At 30.6% G+C, this 17,458-nt stretch carries 16 protein-coding genes; 1 reads left to right on the plus strand and 15 read right to left on the minus strand.

Annotation, left to right across the window (positions count from 1 at the left end; translation table 11 throughout):
* Positions 1-285: 285 nt before the first annotated feature.
* From B3B03_RS05825 to cdaA, 11 genes are all read right to left on the minus strand, one after another.
* Positions 286-819 carry a 2-oxoacid:acceptor oxidoreductase family protein gene (locus tag B3B03_RS05825; protein WP_346847776.1) on the minus strand — a complete coding sequence of 178 codons (534 nt, stop codon included), beginning with the start codon at positions 817-819 and terminating at the stop codon, positions 286-288.
* 1 nt (position 820) lies between these two features.
* Positions 821-1,573, minus strand: coding sequence for a thiamine pyrophosphate-dependent enzyme (locus B3B03_RS05830; protein ID WP_035133404.1), 753 nt, complete (start codon positions 1,571-1,573; stop codon positions 821-823).
* Positions 1,573-2,643, minus strand: coding sequence for a 3-methyl-2-oxobutanoate dehydrogenase subunit VorB (locus B3B03_RS05835; protein ID WP_035133402.1), 1,071 nt, complete (start codon positions 2,641-2,643; stop codon positions 1,573-1,575). Before B3B03_RS05835 ends, B3B03_RS05830 begins: the two co-directional genes overlap by 1 nt.
* A gap of 16 nt (positions 2,644-2,659) precedes the next feature.
* Positions 2,660-2,869 carry a 4Fe-4S binding protein gene (locus tag B3B03_RS05840; RefSeq protein WP_035133400.1) on the minus strand — a complete coding sequence of 70 codons (210 nt, stop codon included), beginning with the start codon at positions 2,867-2,869 and terminating at the stop codon, positions 2,660-2,662.
* Between the two features lie 193 nt (positions 2,870-3,062).
* A complete protein-coding gene (locus B3B03_RS05845; RefSeq protein WP_346847777.1) occupies positions 3,063-3,740 on the minus strand; it encodes an ATP-binding protein in 678 nt (225 codons plus the stop codon).
* A 9-nt stretch (positions 3,741-3,749) separates the two neighbouring features.
* Positions 3,750-4,820, minus strand: coding sequence for a butyrate kinase (buk, locus tag B3B03_RS05850; protein ID WP_346876695.1), 1,071 nt, complete (start codon positions 4,818-4,820; stop codon positions 3,750-3,752).
* 14 nt (positions 4,821-4,834) lie between these two features.
* Positions 4,835-5,737 (minus strand): phosphate butyryltransferase, encoded by a 903-nt coding sequence (ptb, locus tag B3B03_RS05855; protein WP_346876696.1) that lies wholly within the window; start codon positions 5,735-5,737, stop codon positions 4,835-4,837.
* Between the two features lie 18 nt (positions 5,738-5,755).
* A complete protein-coding gene (gene buk, locus B3B03_RS05860) occupies positions 5,756-6,847 on the minus strand; it encodes a butyrate kinase (protein ID WP_346847780.1) in 1,092 nt (363 codons plus the stop codon).
* A 279-nt stretch (positions 6,848-7,126) separates the two neighbouring features.
* A complete protein-coding gene (locus tag B3B03_RS05865) occupies positions 7,127-8,728 on the minus strand; it encodes an NAD(P)/FAD-dependent oxidoreductase (RefSeq protein ID WP_346876697.1) in 1,602 nt (533 codons plus the stop codon).
* Entirely contained in the window at positions 8,718-9,956 is a 1,239-nt protein-coding gene (locus tag B3B03_RS05870) for a CdaR family protein (protein ID WP_346847782.1), read from the minus strand. Before B3B03_RS05870 ends, B3B03_RS05865 begins: the two co-directional genes overlap by 11 nt.
* Entirely contained in the window at positions 9,926-10,774 is an 849-nt protein-coding gene (gene cdaA / locus B3B03_RS05875; RefSeq protein ID WP_035133386.1) for a diadenylate cyclase CdaA, read from the minus strand. The genes B3B03_RS05870 and cdaA overlap by 31 nt, the downstream gene beginning before the upstream one ends.
* Positions 10,775-10,962: 188 nt before the next feature.
* Here cdaA and B3B03_RS05880 point away from each other — a divergent pair, with 188 nt between their 5' ends.
* Positions 10,963-11,973 (plus strand): hypothetical protein, encoded by a 1,011-nt coding sequence (locus tag B3B03_RS05880; RefSeq protein ID WP_346876698.1) that lies wholly within the window; start codon positions 10,963-10,965, stop codon positions 11,971-11,973.
* Between the two features lie 205 nt (positions 11,974-12,178).
* Here B3B03_RS05880 and B3B03_RS05885 read toward each other — a convergent pair whose 3' ends face one another.
* From B3B03_RS05885 to B3B03_RS05900, 4 genes are all read right to left on the minus strand, one after another.
* Positions 12,179-13,495 (minus strand): tetratricopeptide repeat protein, encoded by a 1,317-nt coding sequence (locus tag B3B03_RS05885; protein ID WP_346876699.1) that lies wholly within the window; start codon positions 13,493-13,495, stop codon positions 12,179-12,181.
* Positions 13,496-13,655: 160 nt separating this feature from the next.
* A complete protein-coding gene (locus tag B3B03_RS05890; RefSeq protein WP_346847785.1) occupies positions 13,656-14,681 on the minus strand; it encodes a DUF4652 domain-containing protein in 1,026 nt (341 codons plus the stop codon).
* A 17-nt stretch (positions 14,682-14,698) separates the two neighbouring features.
* The gene (locus tag B3B03_RS05895; RefSeq protein WP_346876700.1) at positions 14,699-15,253 is read right to left on the minus strand and encodes a sigma-70 family RNA polymerase sigma factor; all 555 of its coding nucleotides are present in this window, start codon (positions 15,251-15,253) and stop codon (positions 14,699-14,701) included.
* A 389-nt stretch (positions 15,254-15,642) separates the two neighbouring features.
* Entirely contained in the window at positions 15,643-17,430 is a 1,788-nt protein-coding gene (locus B3B03_RS05900) for a methyl-accepting chemotaxis protein (protein WP_346876701.1), read from the minus strand.
* Between the last annotated feature and the right edge of the window lie 28 nt (positions 17,431-17,458).

Below are 17,458 nucleotides of genomic sequence, written 5' to 3' on the forward strand. Positions count from 1 at the left end.
GCATAAGTAAGAATCTAAATCTTTGATTTAGTTATTCGAACTTAGTTCTTCTAACTTGTTAGAAGAACCTCCAAAACATTGACTACTTAGCATTTATGAATGGTAAAATCGTAAGCAATACAACCTGTTTGAGTGTATACGAGTTGTTGTATTGTAGATTTTACCTTGAATAAATGCTTTAGTAAATCAATATTCCGAAACGGCTGAGCGTTAATAATATATGGGCATGCTCAACATTTCTTTTAGATTAGCTAATTTTGCGAAAGCCACTTTTAGATAATAAGCTTATTTTACTACGTATGATGCTCCAATTTCTAAAGCTTTTCTATTGATTTCAAAGAATTTTTCTTTTCCGTGATCTCTTAGAGATTGAAGTAAAGTTTCCATAGAAACTATTTGTGTTTTTGCAACTAATGCTCCTAGAAGCACCATGTTTGCAATTTGTTTACTTCCAAGGTTATCAGCTTCTGTTTGAGCTGGTATTTTTATAACTTCAATATCTTCTCTTTCAACTGGTCTCTCAATTAAGTCACTATCTAATATTAATAGTCCACCTGGTAAAATTTCTTTTTCAAACTTATCAAGGGAAGGTCTATTCATAACAACTAGTGATGTAGGGTTAGTTACTATTGGAGAACCAACAGCTTCATCTGAAACAATAACAGAACAGTTTGCAGTACCTCCACGCATTTCTGGTCCATAAGAAGGTAACCATGAAACATTCATATTAACATCCATTCCAGCATAAGCTAAGAATTTACCCATTGATAATATTCCTTGTCCACCAAATCCAGCAAATATTATTTCTTGTGATGCCATATTATTTCCCCTCCTCAGTTGTTGTATCTTTTTTAACACCTAGAGTGTAGAATGGCATCATGTTATCTCTTAACCATCCAAGTGACTCTTGTGTTGATAATCCCCAGTTAGTTGGGCATATTGATAGAACCTCAACCATTGAGAAACCTTTTCCAGCAATGGCATTTTGGAAAGCTTTCTTAATAGCAGCTTTAGCTTTATTTACATGTGGTACATTATCTACTGATACTCTTTCTACATAGCAAGCACCATCTAATGTAGATATCATTTCAGAAACTCTTATTGGATGACCTTGAAGTTTAACATCTCTTCCATATGGAGAAGTTTCTGTAACTTGTCCTGGTAATGTTGTTGGAGCCATTTGTCCTCCTGTCATACCATAAATACAGTTATTTACGAAGATTGTAACTATGTTCTCTCCTCTTGTAGCTGCATGTACGATTTCTGCTGTTCCTATAGCTGCTAAGTCTCCATCTCCTTGATATGTGAATACAACTTTATCAGGATTAGATCTTTTTATTCCTGTAGCTACTGCTGGTGCTCTTCCATGTGCAGCTTCAAACATATCACATGCAAAGTAGTCATATGCCAGAACTGAACATCCAACTGGAGCTACACCTATTGTTTTATCTATAACATTTAATTCTTCAAGTACTTCCCCTACTAGTCTGTGGATTATTCCATGGGTACATCCTGGGCAGTAATGGGTAGGCACGTCTAATAATGCTTTTGTTGGTTGAAATACTATTGCCATTATTTAGCACCTCCTATGAATTTTTTAACATTTTCAAGGACTTCATTAGGGCTTGGAACCATTCCACCTGATCTTCCAAAGAAGAATACTGGTTTTCTTCCTTCAACAGAAAGTCTAACATCTTCTACCATTTGACCACAGCTAAGCTCTATTGATGCATAACCATGTTTAGTTTTGTCCACAGTTTTTTCAAAAGCTTCTACTGGGAAAGGCCATAATGTTATTGGTCTTATTAAACCTAATTTTATTCCTTCTTTTTCAGCTAATTTTATAACAGTCTTGCATATTCTTGAAGTTGTTCCGTATGCAACCATTATTAAATCTACTTCATTTTCACAATTGTATAATTCATATTTAGTTTCATTTTCTTTTATAGCTTTATATTTTGCTTGTAATTTCAGGTTATGAGCTTCAAGGCCTTCAGGTTTTAAGTATAAGGAGTTTATTACATTATGGTTAGCTCTTCCGTTTAATCCATTAGCAGCCCAAGTTTTTTCTGGAAGGTTTTTTTCACTTCTTTCTTTAAACTCTACTGGCTCCATCATTTGTCCAAGCATTCCATCTCCCATAACCATAACTGGAGTTCTGTACATATCAGCTACATCGAAAGCATCTTGTACTAAATCTACCATTTCTTGAATTGAACATGGTGCATATACTGGCATATTGAAATCTCCATGAGAACCACCTTTAGTAGCTTGGAAGTAGTCTGATTGAGCTGGTTGAATTCCACCAAGGCCTGGACCACCTCTAACTATATTAATGATAACACAAGGAAGTTCTGCACCTGCTATATAAGATATTCCTTCTGCTTTTAAGCTTATTCCAGGTGAACTTGAAGATGTCATACATCTTACTCCAGTTCCTGCTGCTCCATATACCATATTTATTGCAGCTATTTCACTTTCAGCTTGTAGAAAAACTCTACCTATTTTAGGCATTTTTCTTGAAAGATATGCTGATATTTCTGTTTGTGGTGTTATAGGGTATCCGAAGAAACATTGACAACCAGCTTGGATAGCTGCTTCACCTATGGCTTCATTACCCTTCATTAAAACTTTTTCTGACATGAATCTTTCCCCCCTATTATTTCTCCACTGTAATTACAAGATCTGGACACATTTTTCCACATGATGCACAACCAATGCACTTAGGCATATTTTCTTCTGTAACTGTAGCTGGATGATATCCTTTTACATTTAGTTCCTCAGAATAAGTTATGATTTGTTTTGGACATGCAATTATACATTGTCCACATCCCTTACATCTTTCTTCCCTAAAAGTTACCTTTGCCATAATACTTACCTCCTTATATAGAAAGTTTAGAATGTTTTATTTACTATATATTGTTTAAGACCTACATTTAAGCTGTAATACGTTTACATTTTATTGTCCCATATACCTAAGGATAATAGAATAAATACGTTTACATATATATAATTTATCACTTTTTAGTACAAGATGTCAACTTAGCACTTGATAATTAGTGCTAAATTGAATCTTTTCTCCATGGTGGCAACATATATATGTGAATTGGAAATATCTTTCCTGAAACTTTACCTTCCACTTCATCTACAAGTTCTTCAGAACACACAGTATATGCATGAGGAATATCTAATTCTTTAGAAATCTCTGCTATTTCCATATCCCCTTTAATTATATGTTCCTTTGTAGTTTCATATGATAAGTTTGTATTAGATACTAGATGAGTTACTTTTAATCTTGAAGCTCTTTCTATATCTCTAAGAAACTCTATAGTATCTTTGTCATTAGATGTAAATGGTCTATTACCATTTATCACAAAGTACATATCATAAGGTTCTTCTTTAAAATGTTTGTTATATTGACCAAGAGCTATTGCTCCTGAGTCATCTCCTCCAATATCAAAAATTACCTCATAACTTTTATCGTTAAATACACTTCTAACTTCTGCTGGTACCACCATAAGTTCAGCATTAACATACTCAGGATTTGAAGAAATAACCTTTATATTATATTTTTCCTTAAGTTCCTGTGTAAGATCTCTAATACAAAAATATGGATTTACTATATCTAAATCTACAAGGGCTACTTTTTTCCCTTCTTTAGCTAACTTAATTGCATAATTTATTGCTATTTCTGTCTTTCCACTTCCAAAGTGACCTGTAAAAACCCTTATTCTACTCATATCTTCACCCTATTTATATTCCTTAGCAGCTTCTTGACCTGTTAATACTCTTAGTCCACCTTCTGCTAAGGCAAGTAATTCATCTTCACCTGGATAAACAACTACTTGTGATATAAATTCTACTCTTTCTTTAATGTATTCTACTATATATTTTCCGTATGCAATTCCACCAGTTAGTAATATTGCATCAACTTTTCCTTGTAATACTGTAGCACATCTTCCTATCTCTTTAGCTACTTGATATGCCATAGCATCAAATATTAATTTAGCTTCCTTATCTCCTTCTGCTACTCTGTCTCCCACAAGTTTAGCATCATTAGTTTGTAGATAACCTACTATTCCACCTTTACCATTTATCTTTTTCTTTATTTCATCCATGGTGTATTTTCCACTAAAGCAAAGTTTAATTAAATCTCCTACTGGAAGTCCTCCACTTCTTTCAGGTGAGAATGGTCCTTCTCCATCTAGTGCATTGTTTACATCTACAACTCTTCCTTGTTTATGAGCTCCTACTGATATTCCTCCACCCATATGAGCTACTATAAGGTTTAGCTCCTCGTAAGAAGTATTTGTTTCTTTAGCATATCTCTTTGCTACAGCCTTTTGATTTAAGGCATGGAATATACTCTTTCTATCAATTTCTGGCATACCAGATATTCTAGCCACATCTTCTAACTCATCAACCACAACTGGATCTACTATAAAAGATGGTACATTTATTTCTGTTGCTATTTCATGGGCTATTATTCCACCTAGGTTAGAGGCATGTTGTCCTAAAACTCCTTGTTTTAAATCCTTAATCATAGCATCATTTACACTATAAGTTCCACCTTCGATAGGTTTTAAGAGTCCACCTCTACCTACTACTCCTGATAATTCTTTTATATCGAAGCCTTTTTCTTTTAGTACTTGTAATATTACTTCTTTTCTAAATTCTAATTGGTCATATATTTCTTTGTATTTACCTATTTCTTCTGCTGAATGTCTTAAAGTTTCAACTAATATAGGATTTTCATCATCATATACACCTATCTTTGTTGATGTTGAACCTGGATTTATTATCAATTGTTTATGTCCCATTTTCTTCCTCCTTATTATCTTCCTGCTACTAATGATGCAAGGGCAATAGAATTCATTTTTGTCTCTGGTGAATCTGCCCTTGATGTTACTATAACTGGTGCTGCTGCTCCCATTAATAATCCACCATTCTTAGATTCTGTAGTATATGTTAAGCATTTATAAACAGCATTTCCTGCTTCTATATTGGCCATTAATAATATATCAGCTTCTCCCGCTACTGGACCTGATATTTTTTTATGTGCTGCAGCTTCTTTTGAAAGTGCATTGTCAAGAGCCAATGGTCCATCAATTATACAACCCTTAATTTGACCTCTCTCATTCATTTTGGAAAGGTTTGCAGCATCAAGTGTAGCTGGCATACTAGGGTTTACAACCTCAACTGCACAAATTGGCGCTACCTTTGGCATGTTATTTTCAAGAGCATGAGCTACTTGAACTGCATTTTTTATAATATCTATCTTTTCTTTAAGTTCTGGATACATATTAAAAGCTGCATCTGTTACGAATAATAATCTATCATAGCCAGGAACTTCGAATATTGCAATGTGTGACATCTGTTTTCCTGTTCTAAGTCCTACTTCTTTATTAAGTACTGCTCTTAAGAAAGTAGCTGTATCAACTAAGCCCTTCATCATCATATCTGCTCTACCTGAAGATACAAGTTTAACAGTTTCTATAGATGCCTTGTTTACATCTTTCTCATCTATAATTTCATACTCATCTATGTTCATTCCTATTGTTTCTGCAATTTTTACTATTTCTTCCTTATCTCCAACTAAGATAGCATCTGCAATGCCATTTTTTTTAGCATCTCTTATAGCTTCAAGCACTGGTTCATCTTGCGCTACTGCTACTGCTACTTTCTTCATTGATTGAGATTTAACCTTAGAAATTACCTCATCAAATGTTTTAATCATTATGATTCCCCCCAAATGTTAATCAAATTTAACTTCATCGTCATATATCTTTGGTGTTTCTTCACCATTTAATACCCTTAATGCTCCTTCTGCAAGGGCTAACATTTCATTTTCACCTGGTACAATTTCTACAGGTGCAATAAATTTTACATCTTCAGTAATCCAGTTAGTAACTCTTTTATTATAAGCTATTCCACCAGTTAAAATTATAGCATCAATGTTACCACATAGTGCAGTAGCCATTCCACCTATTTCTTTACTAAGTTGATATGCCATAGCTCTTAATATTAATTCTGCCTTTTTATCGCCTTCATCGATACGTCTATCAACTTCTCTTCCGTCATTAGTTCCAAGATAAGCTACTAATCCACCTTCTCTTGTAATTTTGTTTTTTAATTCTTGCATTGTATACTTATTGCTAAAGGCAAGCTTCACTAAATCTCCTACTGGAAGACCTCCTGTTCTTTCTGGTGAGAAAGGTCCATCTTCATTTGCATTGTTGCAATCAATTATTCTGCCACCTCTTACTGGTGATACAGTTATTCCTCCACCTATATGTGCTACTACGAAATTACTTTTCTCAAAATCTAAGTTTTTATCAGCACATACTTTTCTTACTACAGCTTTAATGTTTAAAGCATGCACAAGAGAACGCCTAGATATATCTTCCATGCCTGATATTCTTGTTACTTCGTCAACTTCATCAACAGCAACAGGATCTACTATATAAGATGGTATTCCTGCCTTCTCTGCAATTTCAAAGGCAATAACTCCACCTAAATTTGAAGCATGCTGTCCTTGAAACCCAACAATAAGGTCGTCTAACATCTTGTAAGTTATCTTATAAGTTCCTCCTGGCATAGGTCTTAAAAGTCCACCTCTACCTACTACAGCATGAAACTTTTCAAGTGAATAATCGTTTTCATTAAGCCAATTATATATGACTTCCGTTCTCATGTCCTTTTGTTGACATATATGAGAATACTTTTTCACTTCCTCTGCACTGTGAGATAAACTAGCTGAGGCTATACATTCCTCCCCCAAAAATACAGCTATTTTCGTAGATGTCGATCCTGGATTAATCACTAATACTTGCTTATCTTCCCTCATCACTATACCTCCACATAAATATTTATATTAGCTTTAATTTTTTTGCATTAGATTTAGAAGTATATAAAATTTATATATTTCTAAATCTTAGCAAAATTTATCCTAAAGGATAACAATCTCTAATGAGCAAAAGCTCTAAGAAATCTGTTTATCCTAATTCCTATCTTCACTTCTTGCTGCAAACTCATATCCCCGTAAAAGAAAAGAAGAATGGATAAAATAATCTTCTTAAATATTATATTATCAATGGATAATATAAATATCAAGTTTCTCTTTGTTTTATTTTGGTGAATATTCTGTGATAATCTGTTCTGCCACTCTAAGTCCATCTACTGCTGCTGATACAATTCCTCCTGCATATCCAGCACCTTCACCCGTTGGATACAATCCTCTAACATTAACACTTTCATAATTTTCATTTCTATTTATTTTTACAGGGGCAGAAGTCCTTGTTTCCATACCTGTTAATATTGCATCTTCTCCTGCATATCCTGGTATTTTCCTATCAAATACAGGTAATGCTTCTTTTATAGCATCTACAACAAAATTTGGTGCACAGCTTTTTAAATCTACAAATTCAGTTCCTGGAGTATATGTTGGTTTCACCCTTCCAAAATTCTTTGATACTTTGTCATTTAAAAAATCTTTTACAAGCTGAACAGGGGCGTTATAATTTCTTCCTCCAACTTCATAAGCTAAAGCTTCATAACGTCTTTGAAAAGCAATTCCCCCTAATGGGGTATTTCCTTCAAAATCACTAGGGTCTACTGATACTACTAAAGCAGAATTAGCATTTATCCCATCTCGCTTATAATTGCTCATACCATTTACTACTACAGTATTTTCTTCTGATGCTGAAGCCACTACCTGACCACCTGGACACATACAAAAACTGTATACAGATCTAGATAGTTTATTACTAGTATAGGTTAGTTTATAATCCGCAGCCCTTAGTTTTGGATGAGTTGCATATTTACCATATTGATTTTCATCTATCATATGCTGTAAATGTTCAACTCTAAAACCAACGGCAAAGGGTTTTGGTGATATAGAAACACCTTTTGAAAATAGTATTTCATAAGTATCTCTAGCACTATGACCTGTAGCAAGTATAAGATTATCACAAGGTATATGTTCACCTTCTACTACTATCTCAGAAATTTTACCATTTCTTATTGATATATCTTCAAGTTTAGATGAAAATCTTACTTCTCCACCATATTCCTTAATTTTTTCTCTTATATTTTTCACTACATTTTTTAATATATCCGTTCCGATATGAGGCTTCCCCATATATGTAATTTCTTCTGGTGCACCTGCTAAAACAAGTTTTTCTAGAACATATCCACATCTATGATCTTTAATTCTAGTTGTTAGCTTTCCATCTGAAAAAGTACCGGCTCCACCTTCTCCAAATTGAACATTACTTTCTGTATTAAGTATCCTATTATTCCAAAAGCCATCTATAGTTCTAGTTCTACTGTCTACATCTTCACCTCTCTCAATTATAAGAGGGTGATATCCCTTTTCAGCTAAAAGAAGTCCAGCAAATAGCCCTGCTGGTCCCATTCCTACTACTATAGGTCTACTCTCTAGCTTCTTTGTTCCAATTTCAAAATCTGCTTTATAATTATCTCCACCTAATTTAACATCATTACTATTTACTCTAGCTATTACTTTAGCTTCATTATCACATTCAATTTCTACAGCATAATTTATTTTTATTTCTGATTTTTTTCTAGCATCTATAGATTCCTTAGTAATTTTAAAGGATTTAAAATCACTTTCTTTTATTCTAAGTTTATTAGCCACCTTTGATTTTAAGGTGGCTAAACTATCTTCATTTATTCCTAAAACTAAATTATTTATCTTAACCGTCATTATTACCTGTCTCCTCTGTTTTGGCTTTTATGGTTATAGTTATATTTTCAGGTGTTTGGCTCTTAACTTGTACTGTATTTGGTACTCCTGCTAATTGTATCTTAACTTCATGGGAGCCTTCTGTTAAACTTTTCAAATCTACTGTAGCCTTAAGTTTATCTTCACTGATTTTACTTAGTTCACTCTCTTCTCCTGTAATAACTAACTTTAATGTTGGAGTTGAGTTTTCTAGTGTAAGTTTTTCTCCCAAATTAGTATAGTTTATTGGTATACTTAAAGTCTTTTCACTAATTTTCTTAACTGTAATTTTAACTTTTACAGTTTTCTCATTATTTACACTGTGTACACCTTCCGGCATTATTAGATTTGCATCTACCGTAGTGCTTTCAGTTATATTACTAATATTTATAGGTTCTGTATTAATGCTTTTTATGTTATCTATTATTTCACTTACACCAGCTACCTCTATACTCTTTGGTGCTGCTTCCGTACTTACTATAGTTACTCCTGGTACTGCCGTTCCAGCAGTCTGTATATTTATCCCCAAATATTTTCCTTTTTTCACCTGGATTTTCACCTGCACATATTCTGGATATATAGATAGTCCAGTAACTTCTCTTTCGTCTGAATCTACTAAAGTAACCTTACAGTTTTTATCTATATCAGTGCTTGCATTAGTTATATCTACTTGAGCTACTGCTCCTACCACTTGATCTAAATATCTTTGTGGCCCTGAAATTTTTACAGAATTAGGTGATATTACAGAATCATCATTATAATATCCTTTCGCTACTTCACCTACAATTCCAGATGTTACATTTACATATTTATCTGCTAAAGTATCCACATCTACTTTCATTAGAAGACCATCAGAGTTTACAACAGAAACTCCAGGAATTGCTTCTTTTACTTTAACTTGAACTTTATTTTCTCCCGGGGTTAGTGCATACCCTTGAAGGTCTGCTACTAGAGTGAACTCTTTTTTATCTAAATCTTTAATTGTAGATGCCGGAGCCTTTACTGTTAAATTTATATAAAAATCTTGATTTGGTATTAGTACTAAATCTCTATCTGCAAGAGTATCTTCATTTAGTATCTTTACCGGTACATATTTTATTACACTAGTAGTGACAGGGTCTTCGCTACTACGAATATACATCCACAATACTAGTGCTGCTATTACACAACAAATTCTTATTATGATGTCTTGTCTTTTTTGCTTATCCATAGCTTTACCCTCTCTTTAAATGATTCTTTTCTATTTTGTCTACTCTTCATTATTTTAAGTAGTACATTTCTCAGCTTATCTTTATCGTAATTTCTAAGTAATCTTCCATTTATAGCTAAAGAAATTACCCCTGTTTCTTCTGAAACTATAATAGTTATACAGTCTGCTACCTCTGTAACTCCTATTCCAGCCCTGTGCCTTGTGCCTAACTGTTTATTTAACTTATCATCATTTGTAAGGGGTAAAAAGCAACCTGATGCTACAACCTTATCATTCCTTATGATAGTGGCACCATCGTGAAGTGGAGTATTTACAACAAAAATATTTTGAAGAAGTGCTGAAGATACATCACCGTTTATTTTAGTTCCCGTGTTTATAATATCTCCAAGACCAGTCTTTTGTTCTATTATTATAAGTGCTCCAACTCTATCCTCAGCCAATACTTCCACAGCATCTACTATTTCATTAACCACACTCTTCATAACTTCTTCATCTTCATAAATTATTTTATCTACAAAAGAAGTTCTTCCAATATGTTCTAAAGCCTTTCTAATTTCAGGCTGAAATATAATTATAATAGAAATAACACTAATTGTTAAAGTATTCTCTAATATCCAATTTAGGGTTGTTAAGTTTAAAACATCACTTACTGGTATTAATAAAAATATAAGTACAATTCCTTTTAATAATTGTTCTGCTCTTGTCTCTTTTATTAATGTATAACCTTTATAAAATATAAAAGAAACTACAATAATGTCAATTAGAGAAAATATAGTCATTCCCTTAAAAATATTTATGAGTGCATTAAAGCTTTCCATATAGTCACCACCTAACGATAATACTATTTTAATTATACACCAATACTTCTATTTGTAATATAAATTTTAATTTTTAGACCAAAAATATTTTAATTAAATAAATGTTAATAACTACGAATATTTTAGTTTTAACTTTAATATAAAGAATTATAATATATTTTTTACAAATACAAAGGGGGATGCTGTAAGTGAGTGGAAAAAAAATTAAAATAGACAACATAGTAATGAAATATTTATGCTTCTTTATTATAGGTATAATTTTGTTTTTTATGAGTTATGGTTTTTTTAGTAAGTTTTCTTTTAACAAAGAAGAAAGATATATTTCTAACACTATGAAATCTATATGGAAGGTTAATAATAGCTGTAAAATCCTAATAGATAATAATATAGATGTTGAAAAAGCTCTTAGTGTTTTAACCAAAATGAAAGCTGACTTGATAGATATATCTATAGATTTAAATTCAAACCCTTCTGCTAAAGAAGTAATCTCACCAGAAAATTATGAAAATTTATCTAAGGGCCTAAATGAAAATATTCTCATTATAGAGCAACTTGAAGCAATGCTGAAAAATCCTAATGGAAGTGATATTCAGCTAGCAGTTAATAATTTAAAAGCCTTCAGAGATGCTACAGAAAACTATTATGACTTAATCAAGCTAAAAAAAGATTATAATTATGATTTAGGTGTTCCTATGTATTCAGTAATTGATTCAACTATAGACTATTGTATATCTTCTAATAATTTAAAGAAAATATCTGATTTAAAATCATCAGATATTACTAAATTTATTCATACTTTAAGAGAGCTAGTTATATCACTAGATAGCTTAAAATATAACTTCTATGAAGATGTCTTAAAATGTCGTAGTGGCAATATGACCTATGAACTTTTAATTTCTAATATAGATGATACTTCTAAAAAATTAGCTTCAGTACAAAACATTTTATCTCAAATGTCTATACCTGATGATTTTTCATCACTATATAAAGATTTTACGGAAGTTGTATCTTCATATAATGACTACTTATATGAAATTAAGTATGCTATTTTAACTGAAAAAGTTCGTAGAGATAGTAAGGATGTAAGAGAAGATTTTATGGACTCACTTTATGCTTCAAGTAATGAAGCCTATGATAAAATAGAAAAAATGTATAAAAATTTTACTAAGGAGTATAATAACCTAAATAGCAATTACTGAAAAAGGAGATGAATTATATGAAAAAATTCATTTTGATTCTTTTACTTTTCTGTAACATCATCATCGTATCTCCATATCACATAGATACCCTTAATAGAGTTAATCCTACTAGAATAGAAGTCTAATAACTTTAAAATAAAAATAGAGAGAATGGAGCTATAAAGTAGCCCATTCTCTCTATTTATGGTAGAACTATAAATAGGTTCTATTTTAATATAGCCTTTATCCTACTATTGTTATATTCTGATTTGCTAAATCTATTAGTAAGAATTTTAGCATATTTTTTTGACTTTTCTTTATCTATTCCCTCATTATTTATTGCTAGAGAGTAAAGACATTGTTCTATATATGAACCATTTTTTTCATACTTGTCTACATATATCTCATAATACTTATTTGCATTTTCTATATCTTCTAAACCTTCATAGGAACTGGCCATCATAAATAGTATATGTTCATTTAGATACATACCCTCACTATATTTATAAACTAAGGTGAAGTTCTTTATCGCATTATCATATTTCTTATCTGCAATATAACTAACTCCGTTTTCATATAAGGACAATACTCCTTTTTCCTTTATTAAAGTTACTGCATTTTGAGCTATGTTCCTATCATTTATACTTAAACCTTCTATATCATATTTTTCTATGTATTTAATAATGTTTTCATAGTCTTTCGCTTTTACGTAGGATTTTAATGTACTTACATTAAAACTTTCATTTTCAATATTAGAACTCTCATTTTTTTGTATTTCTTTTTTAATTTCATCACTTTCTGATTCTTTATGAGAATTCCCCTCTATTTTTTCACTATTTCCTTGGAAATTGTCTAAATTTGTTTTATCCTTATTAATTGCTTCATTCTTTTTTTCTTGTTTGATTTGTAACCATTGATGAGTTTTGTTGTATCCTTTAAATATTCCAATGCCTATTAATAATACAATACACACTGCAACTATACTTGTTCCTAATACCACCATAAACTTCTTAAATTTTACCCCAGTCTCTTTGGGTATAAAATTTAATTCTATTAACTGCTTTTTTAAGCTTAAAGCTTCTGGATTATGTTTATCAATAGTTAAAATATCCTCTATATATTTAACAGCTTTATTATGCTGCCCTAATTGCATATGGCACTTAGCTATGTATTTCCAAAGATTTATACTGTTAAAATGGGAACTTTCACACTTTAGAAAACACCTTAAAGCATCTTTTACCTTAAATTCATTAAATAGATGTACACCTTGACTAAATATATATATATCCCCTTCATCATGTCTAGAATCATCTAAATACTTTTTAGATACCATATCTCCATTTAATTTATAGCTTAACTTCCAAAGAGTCTTTGCTTCTTCTAATTGTCCACGAATATAATATATTAGTCCCTTTAAATTCAATGTAGGAGAATGACTTCTATCTTTGTTTAATACCCTATCACAATAATTTAATGCTTTATCTAATCTTCCATCACAATAAAAATCCATTGCCTTTTTATAAGTCTTATTTATATTAACCATCACTTCACCACTTATATTTTATTTTATAACTTATTATATATTTTATAGTATCTATTCCTATATATCTTTTTACAACTAATTTTATCATGTTACTAGTTTTATTATCAATAACTATGAATAAGAAAAAAGGTATTGCAACCTTTAGTTGCAATACACTATCTTATTCTATTTCTATTACATCTCCAAGAATATAATTGTCAAAAGTTTTAGATTTGTCTTCTTTATCATTCATCATGTCATCTAAATAAAGAACATATTTTAATATTAAGCTATCATCTTTTCTTGTTATAGATACAAACCGCTCTTTATCCTTAGCCGTAGCTATAAGCATTTGTTCACCTGTGGTTACATCTACGATTATAATACGTTCACCATTAACTAATGTTCCATATCCTAAACCATGAACTATCATAAGATGAGTGTCATCATACCAACTTATTGATAGTGGTGATTGCTGACTTTTTTTCTCTATTGCAGTATACTCATACATCTTATTTGTAGACGTATCTTTTACATAAAGTATACCTATTCCCTCTTCTATAGCCTTTTCTCCTTTACCTTCTATACTAGCTTCATATTTACCATCTTCTGTAGCTATAAATGGTGTATTAAAAGTTAACTCCTTAGACATAGTCACTTCCGCTTTACTATATAAGTCAACAATATTCACATTTACTGATTTCTTTATATCATCACTAGTCTTTTCTTCATTTGATGATGTCTCTGGAACGCTTTCTATAGGTTCGTTACTGTTGTTTTCTTCTGCAATTTCAGATTTAACTATATTTTCTTGCTTAGTAGAATTCTCTTCCTTTCCTGATGAGGCTGCTGAAAATATTTCTTTACCATCCATTAATTTCATAGCTACAGGAGTAACTATAACCCCTAATAAAAATGCAGCTGCAATAGCTAATGCTCCTTTGTATTTTCTTTTCATTCCTCTTCTCCCCCTTGTATATTTATTTTTATCTATACTCTCCATTATTTTTTCTGTAGAGTTTTTAAAGTTAATGTTTTCATAAGAAAAGGCCTCTTTAAAAGTTTTATATTCTAAAACTTCTTTGTCATAATCATCTTTACAACTTTGGCAGGTTAAAAGGTGACTCCTCATTTCTTCATCTGCTTCGGCTGACAAATTTTCTTCAATATATTCTGTTAACTTATCTTTGAACTGACTACATTTCATTGTGACTCCTCCTAACCTTACTTGCAAAAGACTTTGAATCCATCTCTTACTTTATAGTATCTCCTTTTCACAGTAGTTTCTGTAATATCTAGAGTTTCACCTATATCTCTAAAAGTTAAATTCTGAGAATACCTTAAATTTAATATTTGCTTATCAACTTGATCTAGAGTTTTTATATATTTATTTACATTTTCTTTTACTTCTAAATATTCTAAAGATTCTTCCGGTCCCATCTCAGAAGATGATATATTATATGCTTCATCAATATCACTTTCATAAACCTTTCTATATTTCCTCATATAATCTATGGTTTTATTTTTTGCAATCTGCAAAACCCAATTTATAAAACTATATTTATTATTATACATATCTAATTTATTATATACAGTTATAAATACCTCTTGAGTAATATCCTCACTTGCTTCCTTCTGTTTTATCATTCCATAAATAAATCTAAGTATATTAAGCTGATATTTCTCGACTATAACTTGAAAACTATCTACGTCTCCCTTTAATACATTGCTTACAAGAATGGCATCTTCTACAGGAGCTCTTCCTTGCGATTCTTTCATCTTCTTCCCTCTCTTTATATAAATAATACGATATTAATTTAATAAAGTTTACTTTATTAATAAGTTGACTAAAAATTTTATTATAATATTAGGACAGACAAATTAATATAATAAATAACATACTTATTATTATAATTCCTGCTATTAATGTGGTATTATAGGCATACTTGCCTCCATTATATTCTCTTTTTCATACATTCTTAAAAGGATCTTTTAACTTAGACATTGAAAAACCTCCTAAGTAAATAATTTACTTTCTCCTTATATGTTATCATAGTAGCACTGTAAATAAAATCTTTATTCCCCATTTTGTATTGTAATATAAATTCTAATTGCAATATAAAAAAAGTCTTCATTAATAATTTATAATGAAAACTTTATTATATAACTTATATTGTAAATTTAGATATAATCACTTTTAATCCCCTAGCACTTTCTTCATTTCGCAACATCTGATTTTCTATCTCTCCAATATTGATGTATAAACAACTGGTCTTTTCTACAACTTCAACTATACCTGTTGATCCTTTATTTACTGTTTCACTTATATTTACCATGGAACTTGTTATAGTAGATACAACAGCCTTTAATTCTTTTGCCATGTGACTAAATCTTTCTGTTAACTCATTTATAATTATAGAATCTCTATTATATTGTTCCCCTATGATGTACATTTTTTTATAGTCTTTAACTATTATATCATCTATAAATTTTAAAATCTTATTGGAGCTTATAGATAGAGTATCTACAGATTCCTTAACATTTTTAATTACCTGTTGCATATTTTCTACGGTAACTCTTGAATGTTCCGCTAAATTTCTAACTTCATTTGCAACCACAGTAAAGCCTTTACCGTACTCACCCGCTCTAGCTGCTTCTATAGATGCATTTAAAGCTAGTAAATTTGTTTGATTTGCAATATCTAATATTGATCCTGATAAATTTTCTATCTCACTGACGGATTTAGATTTTTCCAAAGCTTCTATGAGATTTTTCTTTGTTTCTTCTAATATTTGAAGTGCCTTCTTGTTAGATACCTCCACATTGTCTTTTAATTCATTAGCCCTCCATCTAATATCTATTGCAATTTTCTCTCCTTCTTTAGCCTTATGGGTTATATCATTTATAAAACTCTCTACTCCTAAAGATAAACCACTAACCTCATTAGAGTTTACTGCCGCTTCCTCAATGGCCATGGAAATTTCATCTACAGTATTCGTTGTTCTTTCTGCATTCATATGAAGCTCTTTTATATACCTAGCTGTATCCCTAGAAGAGCTTAAAACATTATCTGAGGAATTATTAACTTCCACTATTATCTTTCTTATATTATTCATAAACACATTGATAGCTTGTGATAATTTTCCTATTTCATCTCCTGACTCAACAATTATATCTTGAGTTAAATCACCACCTTTATTTACTAATTCATTTATCTTCCCCTTTAATCTATTTAATGGATATACAATTGAAATTGTTAAATATATACACACTACAATAGTAAATAAAATTATTCCAAAAGTTACGCCTATAAATGTAATTAATACTCTTTTATAACGTTCATTAGCTTCTTTATTTATACTGTCTAAATAAATTAAATTCTTTTGTTTAAGTTCATCAATAGAGCTTATCAATTCATCAAATTGATTTTTAGATTTTCCCTTAATTAAAGTTAAAACATTTCTCATTTCTTTATTTTTTTTATTTATTTCTATAACTTCATTGTTAACCTCTAAGTAAACTTTAAGTTTTTCTTGTATATTTTCAATATCCTTTTTTTCACTATTGCTATCACAATAATTAAAATAATCCTCTAAAATTAATTGTATATTTCCTTTTGATTCTTTCATTTCTTGTTCTATTCTATTTTTTTCTTCTGAAAATGTCTCCATTATATATCCATATTCTTTAGTTCTAAAATTTAAAACATGATAACTAAGTTCATCTGACTTTTGAATTTTACCACCATATATACTTGATATACCTTCTATACTATTATGTAATTTCATCATTTGAAATATAGAATATACTCCAAATATTATTGTACTAATGCTTAATACTGATAAAGCTAAAATTAATCTGGTCTTGATGTTAAACTTTTTCTTAAATATTCTATTGAATTTTAATTTTTCTTTAGGCCACATTATTTCATCACTCTTTCTTATTTTATTTAACAATATAAATTTAACTTATTGCCAAATAATT

Origin of the sequence: Clostridium sp. UBA5712 (genome assembly GCF_002419845.1) — a bacterium.
GTDB classification, from domain to species: domain Bacteria; phylum Bacillota; class Clostridia; order Clostridiales; family Clostridiaceae; genus Clostridium_J; species Clostridium_J sulfidigenes.

What these genes read in the sequence shown, in the direction of transcription:
- B3B03_RS05825 (WP_346847776.1), bottom strand. Translation starts at nt 819, where the DNA reads ATGGCATCACAAGAAATAATATTTGCTGGATTTGGTGGACAAGGAATA.
- B3B03_RS05830 (WP_035133404.1), bottom strand. Translation starts at nt 1,573, where the DNA reads ATGGCAATAGTATTTCAACCAACAAAAGCATTATTAGACGTGCCTACC.
- B3B03_RS05835 (WP_035133402.1), bottom strand. Translation starts at nt 2,643, where the DNA reads ATGTCAGAAAAAGTTTTAATGAAGGGTAATGAAGCCATAGGTGAAGCA.
- B3B03_RS05840 (WP_035133400.1), bottom strand. Translation starts at nt 2,869, where the DNA reads ATGGCAAAGGTAACTTTTAGGGAAGAAAGATGTAAGGGATGTGGACAA.
- B3B03_RS05845 (WP_346847777.1), bottom strand. Translation starts at nt 3,740, where the DNA reads ATGAGTAGAATAAGGGTTTTTACAGGTCACTTTGGAAGTGGAAAGACA.
- buk (WP_346876695.1), bottom strand. Translation starts at nt 4,820, where the DNA reads ATGGGACATAAACAATTGATAATAAATCCAGGTTCAACATCAACAAAG.
- ptb (WP_346876696.1), bottom strand. Translation starts at nt 5,737, where the DNA reads ATGATTAAAACATTTGATGAGGTAATTTCTAAGGTTAAATCTCAATCA.
- buk (WP_346847780.1), bottom strand. Translation starts at nt 6,847, where the DNA reads ATGAGGGAAGATAAGCAAGTATTAGTGATTAATCCAGGATCGACATCT.
- B3B03_RS05865 (WP_346876697.1), bottom strand. Translation starts at nt 8,728, where the DNA reads ATGACGGTTAAGATAAATAATTTAGTTTTAGGAATAAATGAAGATAGT.
- B3B03_RS05870 (WP_346847782.1), bottom strand. Translation starts at nt 9,956, where the DNA reads ATGGATAAGCAAAAAAGACAAGACATCATAATAAGAATTTGTTGTGTA.
- cdaA (WP_035133386.1), bottom strand. Translation starts at nt 10,774, where the DNA reads ATGGAAAGCTTTAATGCACTCATAAATATTTTTAAGGGAATGACTATA.
- B3B03_RS05885 (WP_346876699.1), bottom strand. Translation starts at nt 13,495, where the DNA reads ATGGTTAATATAAATAAGACTTATAAAAAGGCAATGGATTTTTATTGT.
- B3B03_RS05890 (WP_346847785.1), bottom strand. Translation starts at nt 14,681, where the DNA reads ATGAAATGTAGTCAGTTCAAAGATAAGTTAACAGAATATATTGAAGAA.
- B3B03_RS05895 (WP_346876700.1), bottom strand. Translation starts at nt 15,253, where the DNA reads ATGAAAGAATCGCAAGGAAGAGCTCCTGTAGAAGATGCCATTCTTGTA.